We start from the raw sequence: 17,618 nt of genomic DNA on the forward strand, positions 1-17,618 counted from the left end.
TGAGGTTGGAAAAACAGTCCGTACTGCGAGCCGTTTGTCCAGCCTGACTCAGATCTCGATCCGGCGTGCTTGCCAGAACTTGCCGCGCCAGTAGGAGCTGTCCAGCTTGGAGCGGGTTACCCCGGCACGGGTGGAGGCATGGATGAATTCACCGTTGCCCACATAGATGCCGACATGATTCAGGCGTTTGCTGATCTTGAAGAAGACCAGGTCCCCTTCCATCAGATCCCGCTTGGCGACGCGCGTGCCTTCGTGGACCTGGGAGCGGGTATCTCGCGGCAGCTCTATGCCCACTGCGTTGCGGAACACCTCGCGGGCGAACGCGGAACAGTCGATGCCACGCTGGCTGCTGCCCCCCATGCGGTAGGGTACACCACGCCACTCTTTGTATACGGTGAGAATTTCGTTGACGTCCGGTGTTTGCGAAGGTTCCGGCTCAACCACGGGTTCCATCATGGAAACTTCAATCTTGCTCGCGACCTCGGGCTGGGGTGCCGACGCACATCCCACCATTCCGAGCGCGACCAGCAGTAGCATCAGGTGGCGCAATCCCTTATCCCCACAAAAAGTAAAGAACATTGTTAAAATTCGACCGTGGACGGTAATTTATAAGGCAACAGCACCCGACTATATCCAAGAATCCTATCGAGGCAAGCGAAAATCCTAATCGACCTCACATTTTTGCAAGTAAATGCACTGTTTTTCATAATTAATGTGATCATGGCCAAACAATATACAATCCCGAAAGGGCCTCTGGGTGCCATGGAAAACTGACTTTTATCGCTGCTTCGCCCCCTTTTTTAAGTGAAAAATTATGCTCTCTGTGGATCTCTACTTGTTAAAACCTGCCCTCGTCGACCCCGAGCCATTGAATACTCTGCAGGGCGATCTCTCCCCGGAGGAGGCGCTGCACTGGCAGGGGATCCGGCTGCCCGGACGTCAACGGGAGTATCTGCTCGGCCGGGCACTGCTGCGCCGCCTGCTGGCAGAGCGACTGGGATGCCGGGCCGATGCGCTGCAATTCGTCACCCATGCCCAGGGCAAGCCCGCCCTGCTCGGCCAGCCGTGGCAGTTCAATCTCAGCCACAGCGGTGAATGGCTGGTGCTGGCCCTCTGCGAGCAGGGGCCGCTCGGGGTGGATATAGAGATGGGTCAGCGCCGGCGTGCCATTTTGCCCCTGGCGGAGCGCTTCTACGCAAGGAGCGAGTACGAATGGCTGCTTGCCCTGCCACAGAGCGAGCGAGAATCGGCCTTCTATCGGCTCTGGTCGCGCAAGGAGGCGGTGCTGAAAGCCCAGGGCGGCGGCATCGCCGCCGGGCTCGACAAGGTATGCTTCCTGCCAGAGGAGGCATGGCGCCTCGACAACCGGCTCGATGACAACGCCTATCAGGTGCAGGATTGGTCCCTCGACGGCGGCTGGCTCAGTCTCGCCGCCCCTACCCAGGAGGTCAGTGCCTGCCTGCTGGATGAGCGCTTGAAATCCACACCACTGAACCCCATGTTAACTCACACCATTTTCCGAGAGTCAGCCTCATGATCGTCGACATCAATCCCCAGAACTTCCACGCCGAGCTGATCGATGCGTCCATGAAGAAGCCGGTCGTCATCTATTTCCACGCCCCTCAGATGCCAGAGTGCCAGGGCATGACCCCGCTGATCGAGTCCCTGGTCGGCCCGGCCAATGCCCAGGTCACCCTGGCCAAGGTCGACATGAACGATCCCCAGCTGCAACCCCTGGCCAGCCAGCTCGGCCTGCGGGCCCTGCCCGCACTGGTGCTGTTCCATCAGGGCCGGCCGGACGAGCAGGCTATTCTGGAAGGTCCGCAGGATGAGGCCACCCTGCGCCAGTACTTCGCCGCCTTCGCCCCCAAGGAAGAGGAGCTGCTGCTGGAGCAAGCCAAGCAGGCCCTGGCCGAGGGGCAGGCCAGTGTCGCCCACACCCAGCTGAACAAGGCCCATCTGCTCGCCCCCGGTCGCCACGACATCAGCCTGTGGCTGGCACAGGCCGCGCTGGATCTGAATCTGCTGGAAGAGGCGCAGGCGTTGCTCGCGACCATCCCCATGGCGGCTCAGGACGATCACTTCCAGACCCTATCTTCCCGTCTGGCGCTGGCGCAGCAAGCCAACGACAGCCCTGAGCTGCGCGCTCTGGAGCTGCGCCACAGTGAGAATCCGGGGGATGATGCCCTCAGCCAGGAGCTGGCGGTGCTCTACAGCCAGGTCGGTCGGCAGGAAGAAGCCCTGGCGCTGCTGTTCGATATCCTCAAACGCGACATGGCCTATGGCGATGCCAAGAAGACGTATCTCGATATCCTGACCACCATGGGCACCCATCCGGCGGCACAGCAATACCGTCGCAAGCTCTACAGCCTGCTTTATTGAGATCTGACAGCAATAAAGGTGATGCCGAGCCATCGGCATTGCCTGCTCAACAGGGGAAAGATCTGGCCTGAGCGGCCGAAAGACATGGAAAAAGCGGGGAAAATACGAATTTCAGGCAAAAAAAATGGCGCATTAAAATGCGCCATTTTTTCGCATGGATTACTTCTTGTAGGAAGTAGCCATGTTGTCGATGCGCTGGTTAGCACGCATAGCTTCTTGCTTGGCTTCTGCAACATCAGCAGCGATCTTGGACTGATCAGCACGAACAGCGCTAACATCTTGAGCCAGTTGGTCAACTTTGTTAGACAGATTCTGAACGGAAGTTTCCAGTTCGCTGGTGTTTGCACAACCGCCCAGCAGAGCGGACAGACCAACAACACCTACCAACAACATTTTTTTCATTTTTAAAGCTCCCTTTAACTCGCCAGACGTTTAGCAAGCGGCGTGATTATGGCATAAAAAAATCAGAGTTTGGATAGGCCTCATCACAGATAAATACATTAAAACCCTCATTTTTTTTTAAACGTACACTTTTTGCGCAAATTTAAGTCAAAAATGAGTGCCCTGGATGAGGTTCGGACAAAGCGTAACCAAAAAATGTACTTATTTCAATTTCGTATGAAGCTCAAGCCGAACGCTCGGCCAATAACTGACGGTATTGCACCAGATCCTCTATGGTCAGTACCGGCATCTGGTGCAGACGGCCGAATTCCACCAGATCCGGCAGCCTGGCCATGGAACCATCGGCCTTGGTCAGCTCGCACAGCACACCGAACGGTTTGAGTCCGGCAAGCTGCATCAGATCCACGGTGGCTTCGGTGTGACCGCGGCGGGTCAGCACGCCACCGGTGCGGGCACGCAGGGGGAAGACGTGACCCGGGCGGTGCAGATCGGAGGGACGGGCACCGTCGGCGATGGCGGCACGTATGGTAGTGATCCGATCGGCGGCGGAGACTCCCGTGGTCACCCCTTGCGCCGCTTCTATGGTCACGGTGAAGGCGGTCTGGTAGTGGCTGGAGTTCGCCTCCACCATCATGGGCAGCTCGAGCTGGCGCACTCGCTCGTCGGTCAGGCAGAGGCAGACGATGCCGGAACACTCGCGGATCATCATGGCCATCTGTTCGTTGGTCATGGACTCGGCGGCGAAGATGAGATCCCCTTCGTTCTCCCGATCTTCGTCATCGGCCACCAGCACGCCGCGTCCGGCACGCAGGGCGGCGAGCGCCGCTTCGACACGATCGATGGGACCACCAAATTCACTGAGTAGAGACTGATTCATGGTAAGACTCCTAAATAAGACAAGGACCAGAATCAGGGCATGGAAAGGCAGACAGAGATAGGCATGCGGCGGCCAGCCCAGCGGGCCTGACCGGCAATATCTGTCTTATCCTCTTTCATCCGGACTGTGACCGTCGGCTCCGGCATCTCACCGGATCTGCTGACCCCGACCCTGGTGTGAAACCTGGGTCGGGCGCTCGCGGGCTCCCCGAGTCGGATCGGGATACCGCCGGTGGGGAATTTCACCCCGCCCTGAGAATAAGCGCAGACAGCGTAAAGAAAAAAAGCGCGAGATGCCAGCCAAAAACCCATCAAAGACAAAGGAGGCATGCCAGAGCCTCTCGTTTGCAACAAGTTGCGCCAGGCGTGCACGACGCGCTGTCCTTTCCAATTTCCTTTGTGGCATATTGCCGAGAAAAACTGTGCCTAAAAACGTGCCGCCTGCGCAGACTCGGGCGCCAACACCACAAACGGAATCATGACAGAGATGGAAAAGAAAATACTGCTGACCGACTGCCCCGACGCCAAGGGGCTCATCGCCAAGATCACCAACATCTGCTACAAGCATCAGCTCAACATCAACAAGAACGATGAGTTCGTGGATCACGAGAACGGCCGCTTCTTCATGCGCACCGAGCTGGAGGGTCGCTTCAACGACGAAACCCTACTGGCGGATCTCGACGATGCCCTGCCGGCAGGCGCCCAGCGCCGTCTGGTCAAGGCGGGCAAGAAGCGCATCGTCATCCTGGTGACCAAGGAGACCCACTGCCTCGGCGACATCCTGATGAAGAACTACGCCGGCGCCCTGGACATGGACATAGTGGCGGTCATCGGCAACTACGACACCCTGGCCGAGCTGACTGGCAAGTTTGGTATCCCCTTCCACACCGTCAGCCACGATGATCTGAGCCGTACCGAGCACGAAGAGCAGGTGCGTGCCCTCATCGACGGCTACCAGCCGGACTACGTGATCCTGGCAAAATACATGCGGGTACTGACGCCGAGCTTCGTCGAGGCCTATCCGCGCAAGATCATCAACATCCACCACTCCTTCCTGCCCGCCTTCATCGGCGCCCGCCCCTATCGCCAGGCGTTCGATCGGGGGGTCAAGCTCATCGGTGCCACCGCTCACTTCGTCACCGACGATCTGGATGAAGGCCCCATCATAGAGCAGGACGTGATCCACGTCGGCCACACCTTCAGTGCCGACGACATGGCCAAGGCGGGGCGAGACGTGGAGAAATCCGTGCTGAGCCGGGCACTGGAGCTGGTGCTGGACGAGCGAGTGTTCGTCTACGGCAACAAGACGGTGGTGTTCAAGTCATAAGCCCTACCCCAGGCAACAAAAAGGCTCCCGAGGGAGCCTTTTTCGTCAGGGTGCAATTCACTGCTGCAGCGGTAGACCGTTGATGGTCATCATCCCCTTGTCGAGCCTGAGTTCGGCGGTCAAGTTAGCCTTGTCCGCCTTCAGATAGCCGACGCCGGTGAACTGGGCCAGCATGGGCGCCAGTTGCGGGACGGCCTTGCCGAGCTTGTCGCTGAGCCTGGCCTGCAGTTGGCCGGAGAGGGCGTGCATCCCCGCTTCGCTCTCCATCAGTTGCTGCAAGGAGGTCGACGCCAACTTGGCCTCCCCCTGCACGGTGACGGGCTCCCCGTTCAGCTTGGCGCTGAGATCGGTCAGTTGCAGGGTGGCCCCCCGCTGCAACAGCTTGTCGAGGGCCTGCTCGATGGCGGCTTCATCCACTCGCTGCCCGCTCACGGCCTGCAGCGCCTGATACCCTTCCAGATCCAGGCCTTTCAAGTCCAGATCCAGCTTGCCCTCGGTCAGTGCCAGGCTGTCGCTCTCGTTCTCCAGATTGAGGGTCGCCACCTGCATCTGATAGTTGCTGGACAGGGTCTGGGCATCGTCCCCGGCAATCTGAGTCGCCGTGGTCAGCCCCTGCAGGCTGATCTTGACGCTCTCCGGCATGGATAACGTGAAGGCGGACAGGGTCGCATCGCTGCGGGGGGAGAGCCAGAGCCCCTGGATCTCGGCCACATCGGCGCTGCCCTTGAGATCCGCCAACACCATGTCCATCTTGCTCTGGGCTTCGTGGAAGGTCATTCCCTGCCACTGGAAGGTCATGTGGCCATTGCCCTCCAGATCGCCGCTGTAGGTGCCATTGAGGGGCAGGACGCTGAGCTCGTTGAGCCCCTCCTTCACCTTGAAGTCTCCGATCCAGAAGCGGCTGCTGTTGCTCATGGTCCACAGGCTGCTGGCAGACTCCGCCCCCAGTTGCCACTGCTGCATGCCGAGGGCAGTGAAGACGGGGGCCAGGGTCCCCTTGGCGGTATCGAACAGCAGGTTGCTCTTGATGTAGAGCGGCAAGATGCGGTTATCGAAGTTGAGCTGCATCTCGATGGGCTCGCTCCCCGCCAACTGGGGGTCGAGGGTTGCCAGTGCCTCCGGCGTCACCACCACTTTCAGCACGCCGTCACGGGTGAACAGGTTCTCGCTGGTTGGCATCCAGCTCAGCTCGATCCCGGTCTCCTGGGTCACCTTGGCGATCTCCTCGGCCAGCATGCGGTCGAAGGTCTGTCCGGTATACCAGCAGGCACCCAGCCCACCCGCCACCACTGCCGCACCCACGGCCAGGGCCACTGTCTTCTTCATCTCGGTTTCATTCTCCAAAGGCGCATGGGCGCACTCTACGGGGCGGACGGGGCAAGAGGCAAGGGTCTTCCCGGCCAACGTCCATTATTTGCTGGCACAGATTCAGAGCAAGGGGCTGAACAGATAGAAGATATTCTCCAGCAGCTTCTTGTACCAGGGGCGGGCCCGCCACTGGGTGAGCGACATGGGGGTAGCCTCTTCCATATAGCCTTGCACCAGATGAGTCATCTCGGCCACGAAGGCAGGATTGTCGATGAGCAGGGTGATCTCGAAGTTGAGCCAGAGGCTGCGCCTGTCGAGGTTCACCGTCCCCACCAGGGCGAAATCGTCGTCCACCAGCACGCTCTTGGTGTGCAGCAGGCCGGCGTCGTAGCGATAGATCTCGACCCCCGCCTCGAGCAGCTCCTCCATGAAGGCGTTGCAGGCGTGGTTGGCCATCAGGGAGTCATTGCGCGCCGGCAGCACCAGCTGGACCAGCACGCCACGGGCCGCCGCCGAGGAGAGCGCCGCCGCCAGGGGATCGTCCGGCACGAAATAGGGGGTGGTCAGTACCAGATGATGCCGGGCCTGATAGATGGCCAGCAGCAGGCTCTGCTGGATACAGTCGCCGCCGACGAAGGGGCCGGACGGGATCAGCTGGGCGCGATAATCGGTCTGGGGCCAGGCCTCTGGTTCGTGCAGCAGGCTGTCGAGCAGCCGCTCGCCGGTTTCCATCTCCCAGTCCGAGACGAAGGTGGACCACATCAGGGGCACCACTGGGCCCTGCACCCGGATCATGATGTCCACCCACTGGCCGACCCCCGCATTCTGTTTGAAGAAACGGGGATCCACCATGTTCATGGAGCCGGTGTAGCCGACCTTGTCATCGATCACCACCAGCTTGCGGTGCATGCGCAAGTCCTGGCGCTGGAACGGGATGCGCCAGGCGCCGACCGGCAACACCTCTACCAGCTTGACCCCGGCCTTGCGCAGCCGTTTCGGCCAAGGAGAGCGGAAGAAGTCCTTGCTGCCGACGGAGTCGAGCAAGACGCGACAATCCACGCCGCGCTGCGCCACCTCGATCAGGGCCTCGCACACGGCGTCCGCATCCCCACCAGGCTGCCAGATGTAGAACTCCAGGTAGCAGGATTGGGAGGAGCCGAGGATGTCGTGCACTATCTCCTGCAAGATGGCGTCCGGCTTGTGCAGCAGCGTCATCCGGTTGCCGGAGAGCATGGGCATGGCCAGCCGTCCCTGGATGAGATCGTGCAGCGGCCGCGCCTTGCTGCTCACCTCGCAGCAGTGCTGGGGGAAGAGGCGAGCCAGCTGGCGGATCCAGATGGCGTAAGGGCGGTACATGGCCTGGGCCCGCTCGGCCCGCTTGCGGCCCAGCCTGATCTCCCCGAACAACACGTAGAAGCCGACCCCGGCGAAGGGGATGGCGTAGATGAGCGCGAGCCAGGCCAGGGAGACACCGATGGGGCGGCGCTTCATCACCACCCGCAGCGACACCCCGGCCACGATCACGGTGTGAAAGAACAGCAGCAACCAGCCGAGAAAGCGGGAGAACAGCAGATGAATGTCGTATTCCAGACCGTCGAACAAGGCGAGACCTCGATGTCATGAGCAAAGGCGGTGGGCAGATCCCACGGGGCCAGAATGGTATGCTGTAGAACAAACCCATTCTATCAGGTCGTTAGCATGATCCTGCAATCAATGCTGCTGAGTCTGGCCCTCATGGGTCAAGGCTCATATGACATCAGTGAGCAGCAAATAAATCAATACCTGCAGTCCCAGGTGCAAGTGGATAAACAGCTGGAACTGCCCGGCATCATCAAGGCGCATGTCAAGCTCGAGCAGAGCGATGTGCAGATAGGGCGCCAGGCGCCGGACACGGCCCGGGTATTTGGCAAGGGCAAGCTGAAGATAGCCCTGCCGGACAACACCGAATACGATGCGCTGCTGAACATGACCTATGAGGCCAGGCCCCGCTACGACAAAGCCCAGAGCGCGCTCTTTCTCGACAACATGAAGCTGATCGACTACAAGCTGGAGCCGGCGGCTGCGGAGCAGAAGTTCGGCTTCATGCTGAGGATGCTGCTGCAGAGCATGGAGAAACGGCTGGAGACCCAGCCCGTCTACAAGCTGGACGACAAGGATCCCAATCAGGCCTGGCTCAAGGACAACCTGCTGGGGCTGGAGCTGTCACCGGGCAAGATCCACCTGCTGACCAAGACCCCATGACCCTCAGTTGTAGATAGTGGGAATGGCCTGACGCACCAGCAGATCGATCTGGTAACCCTGCTCGCGCTGCTGGTGATAATGGGTATGAAGGGGGCCCTCCAACTCGTGCAGAGGCAGGTGGGCAAAGCCCGCCTTGAGGTAGAAGGGCTTCTCGAACGGCAGGGCATGGCAGATCACCGGCTTGTCCTGCAGATCCGAGCAGGCCAGTTGCAGCAGGCGGGAACCCAGCCCCAGCGACTGATAGTGGGGCAACAGCCGGAAGCCGCACAGGTGGTAGTACTCCTGCTCATCGCGCAGGCGCACGGCCCCCACCAGCCAGTGAGCGTCGCGCACCACGAAGATCCGCTCGGCCAGGTCCGGCACATAGTGGGAAAATGTCGTCTCGTAGTAGTCCCTGATGAGGGAAAGATCCGCATCACAGTACTCTTCGAAGCTGAGCTCCATCGCTCGCTTGCTGATCACACCCATGTCACCCTTGGCCCCCCGGGCCCTCTCCTTCCATTCACAGTTCCGCTCCGGCCAACAGATCAGACCAGAGCAACAGCAAGATAACACGCCTTTAACTTACAAAGAAGCCAATAGCCCTGTGGTCACAGGCCCTTTCTCTCCGCCCGCCGGACTCAGGATCCGGTTGGCTCGACGGCCAGCCGATCCTACTCCCTTTACGGCAGCATGCCATAAGCCAGATCACAACATGCTGATCTGAAAAGGGAAACTATCGATGTAAATATTCATTAACATCTCCCGCCAATCCTGGCCTCAAAATAAAGCTCCACTTGAGTAGCATTTCGTGCATTTCCCCCTAGGGTGAGTGGATGGACCTGAACAGAGCCAGCCATCCGCCGTTCGGGCTCCCAAGGCGCACCTCAACGCGAGCAACAAGGAGAATGCCATGCTCAAGACCCGCTCCCCCTTAGTGATGTTGATGCTCCCCGCTCTCGCCTGGGCCGGCGACATCCACGCCCCCCTCGCCCCCCATGCCTTCAGCCAGCAGCAGCTCGGGGCGATAGACAGGGCGGATGTGCCGCTGGACGAGGCCCACTTCGTCTACGGCGAGGCGGCCATGGCCTTCGATCTGCACGACTTCCTGTTGCAGCAGGCCCCTCACTTGCTGCCAAAGGAGGAGGTGATTTTGCACTGGAGCGGCATCACCAGCCTCAACCCCCAACTGCTGCTGGCCCTGATGGAGGCGAGCAGTCGGCTCGTCTCGGCCCCCTCCAAAGAGGCCATGGCGGCCCCCTTCGCCAAGCTGGTTCAGGGGAAGGGGTTCGATGAACAGCTGGAGCAGATGACGCGTCAGCTCTCGGATCGCTTCTATCAGGCCAGGACCCGGCTGCAGCAGAGCAGGCAGAGCGCCCCCGCCCTGCCCCCTGGGGATGCCCATCGCCTCGCCCTCACCAGCCTGCTCGACTCGAAGGAGCGGCAGCAACTCAGCGAGCAGTGGCAGACCCTGTTTGGCGACCAGGCCCTGAGCCGCGCCAGCACATCGGTTGCCGCTGCCCCCGCCCGGCTGGCAGCCGGTCAGTTCCAGCTGCCCTGGCGACAGGGCTACAGCTGGAAGGTCAACGGCGCCCACTCCCACAGCGGCTCCGGCTACCCCTACTCCTCCATCGACGTCTCCTACGACTGGCCGGGCTGGGGGGGCGCCACCTACACGGTGACCGCCGCCAACAGCGGCACCGTCACCGTCTTCTCCCGCTGCCAGCTCAGGATCACCGCCCTCAATGGCTGGGCCACCAACTACTACCACATGAGCGGCATTTCGGTGCGCAGCGGCGACTACGTGACGGCAGACAGCCCCATCGGCACCTATGCCAGCAACCGCAACGATGCGCTGTGCGAGGGGGGCTCCTCCACCGGCCCGCACCTGCACTTCTCCCTGCTCTATAACGGGGTCTTCCAGTCCCTGCAGGGGCAGCGCCTGAGCAGCTACGGGATCAACGTGGGCAGCAGCAACTACGACGACAACTGCAACCGCTTCTGGCTGCAAAACAGCCGCAACGGGCAGCGACTCTGCGCCTGGCAGCCGGTCTACAACAATGGCCTGGATTAACCCGCCAGAATGACAGTAAACACAGTAATACCGGGGCCCTGACGGTTTTTTGCAAGCCGTCACAACTCCCGAGAGTCCGCCTTGATTCTGCTCACAAAACGACCATGAGGCGATTGCCGCCACCCGGTCGTGATGGGAGGCTCTGGGTGCCCATTCGGGCACCCAATCAAGGACAGACAATAATGAAAAACACAGCGGGAATCTGGGTGATCGCAGGCATGCTGATCGCCCCACTGGCGCAAGCCGACGTCATACTGCACGCCTTCAACTGGAAATACAGCGAGGTCACCGCCAAGGCCGACCTCATCAAGGGGGCGGGCTACAAGCAGGTGCTCATCTCGCCCCCCCTCAAGTCCTCCGGCAACGAGTGGTGGGCCCGTTACCAGCCCCAGGATCTGCGGCTCGTCGACAGCCCGCTGGGCAACAAGCAGGATCTCGAGCAGCTCATCGCCGCCATGCAGGCCCGCGGCATCGCCGTCTATGCGGACGTGGTGCTCAACCACATGGCCAACGAGAGCTGGAAGCGCAGCGACCTCAACTACCCCGGCAGCGAGCTGTTGCAAACCTATGCCGCCAACCCCGCCTACTTCGAGCGGCAAAAGCTGTTCGGCGATCTGGGGCAGAACTTGCTGTCGGCCTCCGACTTCCACCCCGAGGGCTGCATCACCGACTGGAGCGATCCCGGTCATGTCCAGTACTGGCGCCTGTGTGGCGGCGCCGGCGACAAGGGGCTGCCGGATCTCGACCCCAACAACTGGGTGGTGAGCCAGCAGCAGGCCTATCTCAAGGCGCTCAAGGGGATGGGGATCAAGGGCTTTCGGGTCGATGCGGTCAAGCACATGAGCGATTACCAGATCAACGCGGTCTTCACCCCCGAGATCAAGCAGGGCATGCACGTGTTTGGGGAGGTCATCACCACGGGGGGCGCCGGCAGCACGGATTACGAGCGCTTCCTCAAGCCCTATCTCGACAACAGCGGTCAGGGGGCCTATGACTTCCCGCTGTTCGCCTCCCTGCGCGGGGCGCTCGGCTATGGCGGCAGCATGAACCAGCTGGCGGATCCTGGCGCCTACGGCCAGGCCCTGCCGGGCAACCGGGCGGTCACCTTCGCCATCACCCACGACATCCCCACCAACGACGGTTTCCGCTACCAGATCCTGAACCAGACCGACGAGAAGCTGGCCTATGCCTATCTGCTCGGCCGCGATGGGGGCTCCCCCCTGGTCTATTCGGATCACGGCGAGACCCAGGACAAGGATGACCTGCGCTGGCAGGACTACTACCTGCGCAGCGATCTCAAGGGAATGATCCGCTTCCACAATGCCGTGCAGGGTCAGCCCATGCAGCTCATCGGCAGCGGCGACTGCTTCGTGCTGTTCAAGCGCGGCAAGCAGGGTCTGGTCGGGGTCAACAAGTGTGACTACGAGCAGGAGTACTGGCTCGACACCGCCAGGTTCGAGCTGAACTGGTATCGCAACTACAGGGACGTGCTGGATCAAAACGCCGTCATCAATGTGCAGAGCCAGTGGGTACGGGTCGCCATACCGGCCCGCAGCGCCCGCCTCTGGCTGCAGGAATAAGCCCGCCAGTGCCTGCCCGAGGCCGCCAGAGTGCGGCCTCTTCTTTTGGCTTTTCGCGCGCCGCGCGCACGGCGGACTTGTTCTGCCCAGCCCCTGATGCTTTACTCAACGGGCGTCCAAGGCTTAAGGAGCAAGCCGTTGAAAGCATGGATCTTGCTGGGAGCCCTTCCCCTCGTATCAATATCCGCATGGAGCCAAGCACCCGCGCCAGCCGAGGTGGTGATCCTGACGGCGGAGCGGCCCGCCACCATCCATGTCCCCCCCGCCGCAACGGCCAAGGCGGCGCCCGTTACCGCCCCCAGGCCCGAGCCTTCCATAGAGGTGGCCAAGGCTTCCACACCGTCCTCACGCCAGATCCAGGTCTACAAGTCGGTGCAGAAGAACGGCGTCATCCGCTACTCCGACATCATGCCGGATCAGGGCCACTACGAGCTGCTGCTGTTCAACGACTGCTACGCCTGCGATCCCGCTTCCAAGGTCAACTGGCGTACCACAGGCCTCTTCCTCTATGACTACGCCAGCACCATACAGGCCGCCGCCAAAACGTATAGCGTGGAACCGGCCCTGATCCGGGCGCTTATTCACGCAGAATCCGCCTTCAACCCCCTCGCCGTGTCCCGCAAGGGGGCCATGGGGCTGACCCAGCTGATGCCGGCCACCGCCCGCGAACTCGGGGTCGGCAACGCCCTGCTGGCGGAGCAGAACATCTTCGGCGGGGTAAAATACCTGGCGGGCCTGCTCAAGCAGTACGACGGCAACGTCGCCCTGGCCACCGCCGCCTACAACGCCGGCGCCGGCGCCGTGCAAAAACACGGTGGCATCCCCCCCTACGCCGAGACCCGCGCCTATGTGGAGCGGGTCAAGCTGCTGCACCAGCGCTACCGGGATATGCTGCGCGCTCGGGGTCTGTAAGAGCCTCATCAGGCACGGTGCCGTCCCCCCCATCCTGGGAAGATCCGCGTCTATATGAGCGGGCACCCTGACAGCCCCGTACCGTCTGTGCTCTCCGTGGTCTGTCACGGCCTGCCCGCGATCTTGTTTTCACTGCCCCAGAAAAAACAAAACACGCCCGAGGGCGTGTCGATAGCACACGTTGACTGCGCAACGGCTTATTCCTTCGTGGCGACCACGCGATAGGCCAAAGCACCCAGAATGCCACCGACAATCGGAGCCACCCAGAACAACCACAGCTGGCCGATGGCCCAGTCGCCGACAAACAGGGCAACCCCTGTGCTGCGCGCCGGGTTGACCGAGGTATTGGTCACCGGGATGCTGATGAGGTGGATCAGGGTCAGGCACAGGCCGATGGCGATGGGGGCAAAACCGGCGGGGGCACGGCTGTCGGTGGCGCCCATGATGACGAACAAGAAGAAGCCGGTCATCACCACTTCACACACCAGGGCCGCCAGCAGGCTGTAACCACCTGGGGAGTGCTCACCATAGCCGTTGGAGGCAAAACCTGCGCTCAGATCGAAACCGGCCTGGCCGCTCGCGATCACATAGAGCACGCCTGCCGCCGCTATACCGCCCAGCACCTGGGAGACGATGTAGGGCAGCACGTTGGAGGCCGGGAAGCGGCCACCGGCCCACAGACCGACTGTGACGGCCGGGTTCAGGTGGCAACCTGAAATATGGCCGATGGCATAGGCCATGGTCAGCACGGTCAGGCCGAAGGCCAGGGCCACGCCCAGCAGACCAATCCCCACGTTCGGGAAGGCGGCGGCCAGCACGGCGCTGCCACAGCCCCCCAGCACCAGCCAGAAGGTGCCCATAAACTCAGCTGCAAAAGGTTTCACTTCACAAATCTCCGATGATGACAGGACATGAGCACAGGCTCATACGGACACTGCTTTTCAGCAGGGGGCACCATTATGGGAGCGGAGAATGGGAAGTCGAAGGGAACCTGAGCGGTCAAAAAATGTGACATGAGTCACAAGTGATTGATTAATGGGAATGAATACCGCCAATCCAAGCCCTTGTTCGCAAAGAGATTCTGAACAGGGTGCGACAGATAGTGACTCTATGGGGGGATGGCACTTGGGCGACGCCACGGGAGGGCAGCCCCTCCCGCGACATCGGGCTTAGCGGTAGCGGCCGCGAACCGACCCCGTCGCCCGTCCCGCCATCCTGATCAGGCTCTGCTGGGTATGGAAGTGGCAGAGCGCCACCCCGAGGGCATCCGCCGCATCCGCCTGGGGGGTAGCCGAGAGCTTGAGCAGATGGGTCACCATATGCTGCACCTGCTCCTTGGCGGCGCCGCCGGTTCCCACCACAGCCTGCTTGATCTGGGTCGCCGAGTATTCGCTCACCGGCAGCAGGGCGTTGACCGCAGCGACGATGGCGCTGCCGCGGGCCTGGCCGAGCTTCAGGGCCGAATCCGCATTACGGGCCATAAAGACCCGCTCGATGGCGAACTCGTCCGGTTTGAACTGGGTGATGATCTCGCTCACCCCGTCGTAGACTTGCTTGAGGCGTGACGGCAGCTCGCCCAGATCGGTGCGGATGCAGCCCGAGCCCAGGTACTCCGCCTTGCCGGAGACGATGCGGATGACGCCGTAGCCGGTGATCCGCGAACCCGGATCTATCCCCAGAATAATGCTCATGTCGGCTCCGCCTGACTCGGCGGGAGGCGGCTCACGCCGTCACCCCCGGTGATCCGGGAGCCCGGATGGATGCCCAAAATAATGCTCATAGACTCGCTGCTGTGCTTGACGCTGTGACTGCCGCCAAGATAGCAAACAAGCCGGCGCTTGGCTCGCACGGTGAGCCCCCTCCCCTGCCGACTGCGCAGGGATCCGTCATCCTATACAGTGCTCTGGCCATTCCTTCGCCTATCCGGCTCGCAGCAACAGGCGCGGCAGACTCCAGACCGGGCTTATTCCCCCGCCAAGGCCACCAACCGCTCAGCCAAGTGATGGCTCTGCAGATAGCTCTCAATCAGCGCCCCATCGGCGCGGCCCGCCTCAATCTGCCCATACCAGTGCGCGAGCATCGCCACGAAGCCCCGTTGGGCCAGAACCGGCTGCCAGTCATCCGGAGCCAGGGTCTGCAGGGTCTTGTCCCGCGCCAAGGTGCCGCGGGTGCAATTCTCGATATGCAGGGAGAGGTTGTCGCCATAGGCGTCGATGCGCTCCTCGGTGATGCCGGCGCTGCGGTTCATGCTGCCGCTCACCGCCGCCTGCCCGCTCTGCCAGGCGACGCTCACCCCGGCCAGCAGCTCGGGCTGCTGGCTGCTGCGCCGCAGCACCGCATGGAGATCTCCATCCGGCGCGCCGCCATAGAAGCAGAGGCTGTCGAGCACATGGATACAGTCGTCGAACAGGAACTGGCGCGGCAACCCAGGCAGGGCGTGCCTGTGTTTCTGCCAGTGGATATCGGTAAGCGGCTCGGCACGGGCAGCCCCCATGGCAGGCAGATAGCGGCGGTTGAAACCCACAAACAGCGGGCAATCCTGCGCGATGGCGAGATTGGCGAGCGCCTCCACCCCGGCGTAATCAAAGCAGAGCGGCTTGTCCACGAAGGTGGGGATGCCCGCCTGCAGGCATTGGCGGGCCAGCGCGAAGTGCACCGAGGTGGCGGCGTGGATCATCACGGCGTCAGGGTGGCTCGCGAGCAGCGCCTCCACCTCGGTAAAGCACTCGGCGATGCGGTACTGACGGGCCAATTTTCCGAGCACCTCTGGGCTCCGGGTACAGAGCAGCGGAGTGACTAGTTCGTCGCTCGCGAGCAGCGGCAGATAAGCCTTCTGGGCGATATCACCGAGGCCGATCAGGGCAATGCGCATGGGAACTCCTTGTTATGGATGCTGTAGCACAGGGTAACATCTCGCTCGCACCGGGCACATCCGATGGACTGCACGCTGGCCAGTCACCGGCCCCGTCAGGTGAGGGAGTTTCCTTACTGGCTCCATCTGGATAAGATGCCTACTTCACGCGATACCCCATCAAGGAAGACCATGAGCACCTCGACCCTTCACTCTCTGTTTCGCTACAAGGCTTGGGCCGACAGCGAACTGCTGGATGCCCTCGCCACCCTGGATCCACAGCAATATGAGGAGGCGCACCACAATGCCCTTCGCATCTTCAACCATATCCATGTGGTCGATGCCATCTTCAAGGGCAATCTGCTGGGGGAGCCCCACGGTTTCAGTGCCACCAATACCCCACAGACGCCGACCCTGGCGATGCTTCGCACCGCTATCGGCACGCTGGACACCTGGTATCTGGATTACGTAGCCAAGCTGAGCCAACCAGATGCCGAGGCCGAACTCTCGTTCAACTTTGTGGATGGAGACAAGGGGCAGATGAGCCGCGAGGAGATGCTGCTGCATCTGGTGACCCACGGCGGCTATCACAGGGGGGCCATAGGGCGGCTTCTGGTGCAGTGCGGCATCACGCCGCCACGGGATACCCTGACCGCATTCCTGCATCGCAGCGAACCCGGGCGGCGAGGTAATACCCCCCTGGCAGATGGCGGGGCACGACCATGAAACGTGCCTGTTTGCAGCTCACACCGCTGCTGCTGATCGGGCTGCTAAGCGGCTGCGCCGCCGCCATCGATCACTACTCGGGGCGCTTTAGCAACACCCTGGTATCGGGGGAGACCCGCACGACCATTCGTGCCGAGCTGGGTGACCCCCAGCTCTGCCAGCAGGCCACCTTTCTGACCGAGGATAAGGTGCAGGGCTGCGATCGCTTTACCGTGCTTGGCAAGATCCACAAGCGCGGTGACGGCAATGGCCAGGCCACGGCGAGCGCCGTGACTATGGGGCTGGGGGAGCTGATCCTGGTGCCGATGACGGTGGCTGGCGTGGCGGCGGATTACACCGAGCAGCACACCCTCACCGTCTATTACGATCGGGACGATCACTATCTGTTTCACACCCTACTCAATGACAAGGGGCAGGAAGTCTGGCAATAAGGGGCTATAAAGCTGAACGCTTTGCTGCCCCCTGGCCAGGTGACAGCCGTTTGCCGGGTAACTAGCGAAATCCCGTTAAGATTGCTCTCTGCGATCCAGCCACTTGCCCACTCTGGCCCCCAGCTCGGCGCAGAGCAGCGCAGTTACGGCGGCCCAGAGCATCTGGCTGCCATCAAAACCCGCCTGCTTTTCAAAGAAAAAGGGCACCAGCAGATTGAAGCCGATGATCCCGAGCAGCAGCCCAAGGCCGCTGCCCACCTTCTCCCTGCGGGATCGCGCCTTTAACGCCATCTGATTGCTCCTGTTGGAGTGAGATAAAGGGGCACTTATCGCCCCTGCCGACATCCCAGGCAAGATAACAAAGCCTCCCCCGATAGGGACAGCCATCTTTTTAGGGGATGAGAATAGCCACATATACCCCTTTCAAATCCATTTGCTGATCCAGTTCAAAAAATGATGCAATTCTGATGGTTACATCACTTTAAGGCTCGCCCAGGTAGTTTCGTTTGGCTTACCATAGCCATTCAGA

19 protein-coding genes and 1 riboswitch are annotated in these 17,618 nt (G+C 61.4%); of the genes, 9 read left to right on the forward strand and 10 right to left on the reverse strand.

The features are described from left to right. Positions 1 to 48 precede the first annotated feature (48 nt). The gene (locus ACRCYW_RS10840; protein WP_438550110.1) at positions 49 to 537 is read right to left on the reverse strand and encodes a C40 family peptidase; all 489 of its coding nucleotides are present in this window, start codon (positions 535 to 537) and stop codon (positions 49 to 51) included. Positions 538 to 814: 277 nt separating this feature from the next. Between ACRCYW_RS10840 and ACRCYW_RS10845 the strand changes: the two genes are divergently transcribed. Together ACRCYW_RS10845 and ACRCYW_RS10850 are read left to right on the forward strand one after the other, a co-directional pair. Continuing rightward, positions 815 to 1,537 (forward strand): 4'-phosphopantetheinyl transferase family protein, encoded by a 723-nt coding sequence (locus tag ACRCYW_RS10845; RefSeq protein ID WP_438550111.1) that lies wholly within the window; start codon positions 815 to 817, stop codon positions 1,535 to 1,537. Further along, positions 1,534 to 2,382, forward strand: coding sequence for a tetratricopeptide repeat protein (locus tag ACRCYW_RS10850; RefSeq protein ID WP_438550112.1), 849 nt, complete (start codon positions 1,534 to 1,536; stop codon positions 2,380 to 2,382). The genes ACRCYW_RS10845 and ACRCYW_RS10850 overlap by 4 nt, the downstream gene beginning before the upstream one ends. Positions 2,383 to 2,541: 159 nt before the next feature. Here the strand turns inward: ACRCYW_RS10850 and ACRCYW_RS10855 are convergent, their stop codons facing one another. Next, the gene (locus tag ACRCYW_RS10855) at positions 2,542 to 2,784 is read right to left on the reverse strand and encodes an Lpp/OprI family alanine-zipper lipoprotein (RefSeq protein ID WP_010634682.1); all 243 of its coding nucleotides are present in this window, start codon (positions 2,782 to 2,784) and stop codon (positions 2,542 to 2,544) included. 223 nt (positions 2,785 to 3,007) lie between these two features. Then, a complete protein-coding gene (gene ribB, locus ACRCYW_RS10860; RefSeq protein WP_349921474.1) occupies positions 3,008 to 3,661 on the reverse strand; it encodes a 3,4-dihydroxy-2-butanone-4-phosphate synthase in 654 nt (217 codons plus the stop codon). 103 nt (positions 3,662 to 3,764) lie between these two features. Next, a riboswitch (FMN riboswitch) is annotated at positions 3,765 to 3,924 on the reverse strand. Positions 3,925 to 4,147: 223 nt separating this feature from the next. On the opposite strand from ribB, the gene purU reads away from it, so the two are divergent. Continuing rightward, positions 4,148 to 4,987 carry a formyltetrahydrofolate deformylase gene (purU, locus tag ACRCYW_RS10865; protein ID WP_438550113.1) on the forward strand — a complete coding sequence of 280 codons (840 nt, stop codon included), beginning with the start codon at positions 4,148 to 4,150 and terminating at the stop codon, positions 4,985 to 4,987. A gap of 57 nt (positions 4,988 to 5,044) precedes the next feature. Here the strand turns inward: purU and ACRCYW_RS10870 are convergent, their stop codons facing one another. Then, a complete protein-coding gene (locus ACRCYW_RS10870; RefSeq protein ID WP_438550114.1) occupies positions 5,045 to 6,313 on the reverse strand; it encodes a DUF945 family protein in 1,269 nt (422 codons plus the stop codon). Positions 6,314 to 6,415: 102 nt separating this feature from the next. Further along, positions 6,416 to 7,897, reverse strand: coding sequence for a cardiolipin synthase (gene cls, locus ACRCYW_RS10875; RefSeq protein WP_438550115.1), 1,482 nt, complete (start codon positions 7,895 to 7,897; stop codon positions 6,416 to 6,418). 96 nt (positions 7,898 to 7,993) lie between these two features. Between cls and ACRCYW_RS10880 the strand changes: the two genes are divergently transcribed. Further along, positions 7,994 to 8,536 (forward strand): DUF1439 domain-containing protein, encoded by a 543-nt coding sequence (locus ACRCYW_RS10880; RefSeq protein ID WP_438550116.1) that lies wholly within the window; start codon positions 7,994 to 7,996, stop codon positions 8,534 to 8,536. A gap of 3 nt (positions 8,537 to 8,539) precedes the next feature. Here the strand turns inward: ACRCYW_RS10880 and ACRCYW_RS10885 are convergent, their stop codons facing one another. Continuing rightward, entirely contained in the window at positions 8,540 to 8,980 is a 441-nt protein-coding gene (locus ACRCYW_RS10885) for a GNAT family N-acetyltransferase (RefSeq protein WP_438550492.1), read from the reverse strand. A gap of 448 nt (positions 8,981 to 9,428) precedes the next feature. Between ACRCYW_RS10885 and ACRCYW_RS10890 the strand changes: the two genes are divergently transcribed. The 3 genes from ACRCYW_RS10890 to ACRCYW_RS10900 all read left to right on the forward strand — a co-directional run bounded on the left by ACRCYW_RS10890 (position 9,429) and on the right by ACRCYW_RS10900 (position 13,081). After that, positions 9,429 to 10,589 carry a M23 family metallopeptidase gene (locus ACRCYW_RS10890; RefSeq protein ID WP_438550117.1) on the forward strand — a complete coding sequence of 387 codons (1,161 nt, stop codon included), beginning with the start codon at positions 9,429 to 9,431 and terminating at the stop codon, positions 10,587 to 10,589. Between the two features lie 182 nt (positions 10,590 to 10,771). Further along, a complete protein-coding gene (locus tag ACRCYW_RS10895) occupies positions 10,772 to 12,169 on the forward strand; it encodes an alpha-amylase family protein (protein ID WP_438550118.1) in 1,398 nt (465 codons plus the stop codon). A 150-nt stretch (positions 12,170 to 12,319) separates the two neighbouring features. Next, positions 12,320 to 13,081, forward strand: a complete 762-nt coding sequence (locus ACRCYW_RS10900; protein WP_438550493.1) for a lytic transglycosylase domain-containing protein — start codon at positions 12,320 to 12,322, stop codon at positions 13,079 to 13,081. Positions 13,082 to 13,278: 197 nt separating this feature from the next. Here the strand turns inward: ACRCYW_RS10900 and aqpZ are convergent, their stop codons facing one another. From aqpZ to ACRCYW_RS10915, 3 genes are all read right to left on the reverse strand, one after another. Next, positions 13,279 to 13,965 (reverse strand): aquaporin Z, encoded by a 687-nt coding sequence (gene aqpZ / locus ACRCYW_RS10905; RefSeq protein ID WP_438550119.1) that lies wholly within the window; start codon positions 13,963 to 13,965, stop codon positions 13,279 to 13,281. 285 nt (positions 13,966 to 14,250) lie between these two features. Then, a complete protein-coding gene (gene ruvC / locus ACRCYW_RS10910) occupies positions 14,251 to 14,772 on the reverse strand; it encodes a crossover junction endodeoxyribonuclease RuvC (RefSeq protein ID WP_438550120.1) in 522 nt (173 codons plus the stop codon). Positions 14,773 to 15,044: 272 nt separating this feature from the next. Then, the gene (locus ACRCYW_RS10915) at positions 15,045 to 15,953 is read right to left on the reverse strand and encodes a Gfo/Idh/MocA family protein (protein ID WP_438550121.1); all 909 of its coding nucleotides are present in this window, start codon (positions 15,951 to 15,953) and stop codon (positions 15,045 to 15,047) included. A 171-nt stretch (positions 15,954 to 16,124) separates the two neighbouring features. Between ACRCYW_RS10915 and ACRCYW_RS10920 the strand changes: the two genes are divergently transcribed. Both ACRCYW_RS10920 and ACRCYW_RS10925 read left to right on the forward strand, forming a co-directional pair. After that, positions 16,125 to 16,658: a DinB family protein gene (locus ACRCYW_RS10920; RefSeq protein ID WP_438550122.1), complete on the forward strand. Its 534-nt coding sequence runs from the start codon at positions 16,125 to 16,127 to the stop codon at positions 16,656 to 16,658. Then, complete coding sequence (locus ACRCYW_RS10925; protein ID WP_438550123.1) at positions 16,655 to 17,089, forward strand: hypothetical protein; 435 nt, start codon at positions 16,655 to 16,657, stop codon at positions 17,087 to 17,089. Before ACRCYW_RS10920 ends, ACRCYW_RS10925 begins: the two co-directional genes overlap by 4 nt. Positions 17,090 to 17,164: 75 nt before the next feature. Here the strand turns inward: ACRCYW_RS10925 and ACRCYW_RS10930 are convergent, their stop codons facing one another. Beyond that, positions 17,165 to 17,380, reverse strand: coding sequence for a hypothetical protein (locus ACRCYW_RS10930; RefSeq protein ID WP_438550124.1), 216 nt, complete (start codon positions 17,378 to 17,380; stop codon positions 17,165 to 17,167). Between the last annotated feature and the right edge of the window lie 238 nt (positions 17,381 to 17,618).

The sequence above is a fragment of the Aeromonas sp. genome (genome assembly GCF_051657805.1).
GTDB lineage: Bacteria > Pseudomonadota > Gammaproteobacteria > Enterobacterales > Aeromonadaceae > Aeromonas.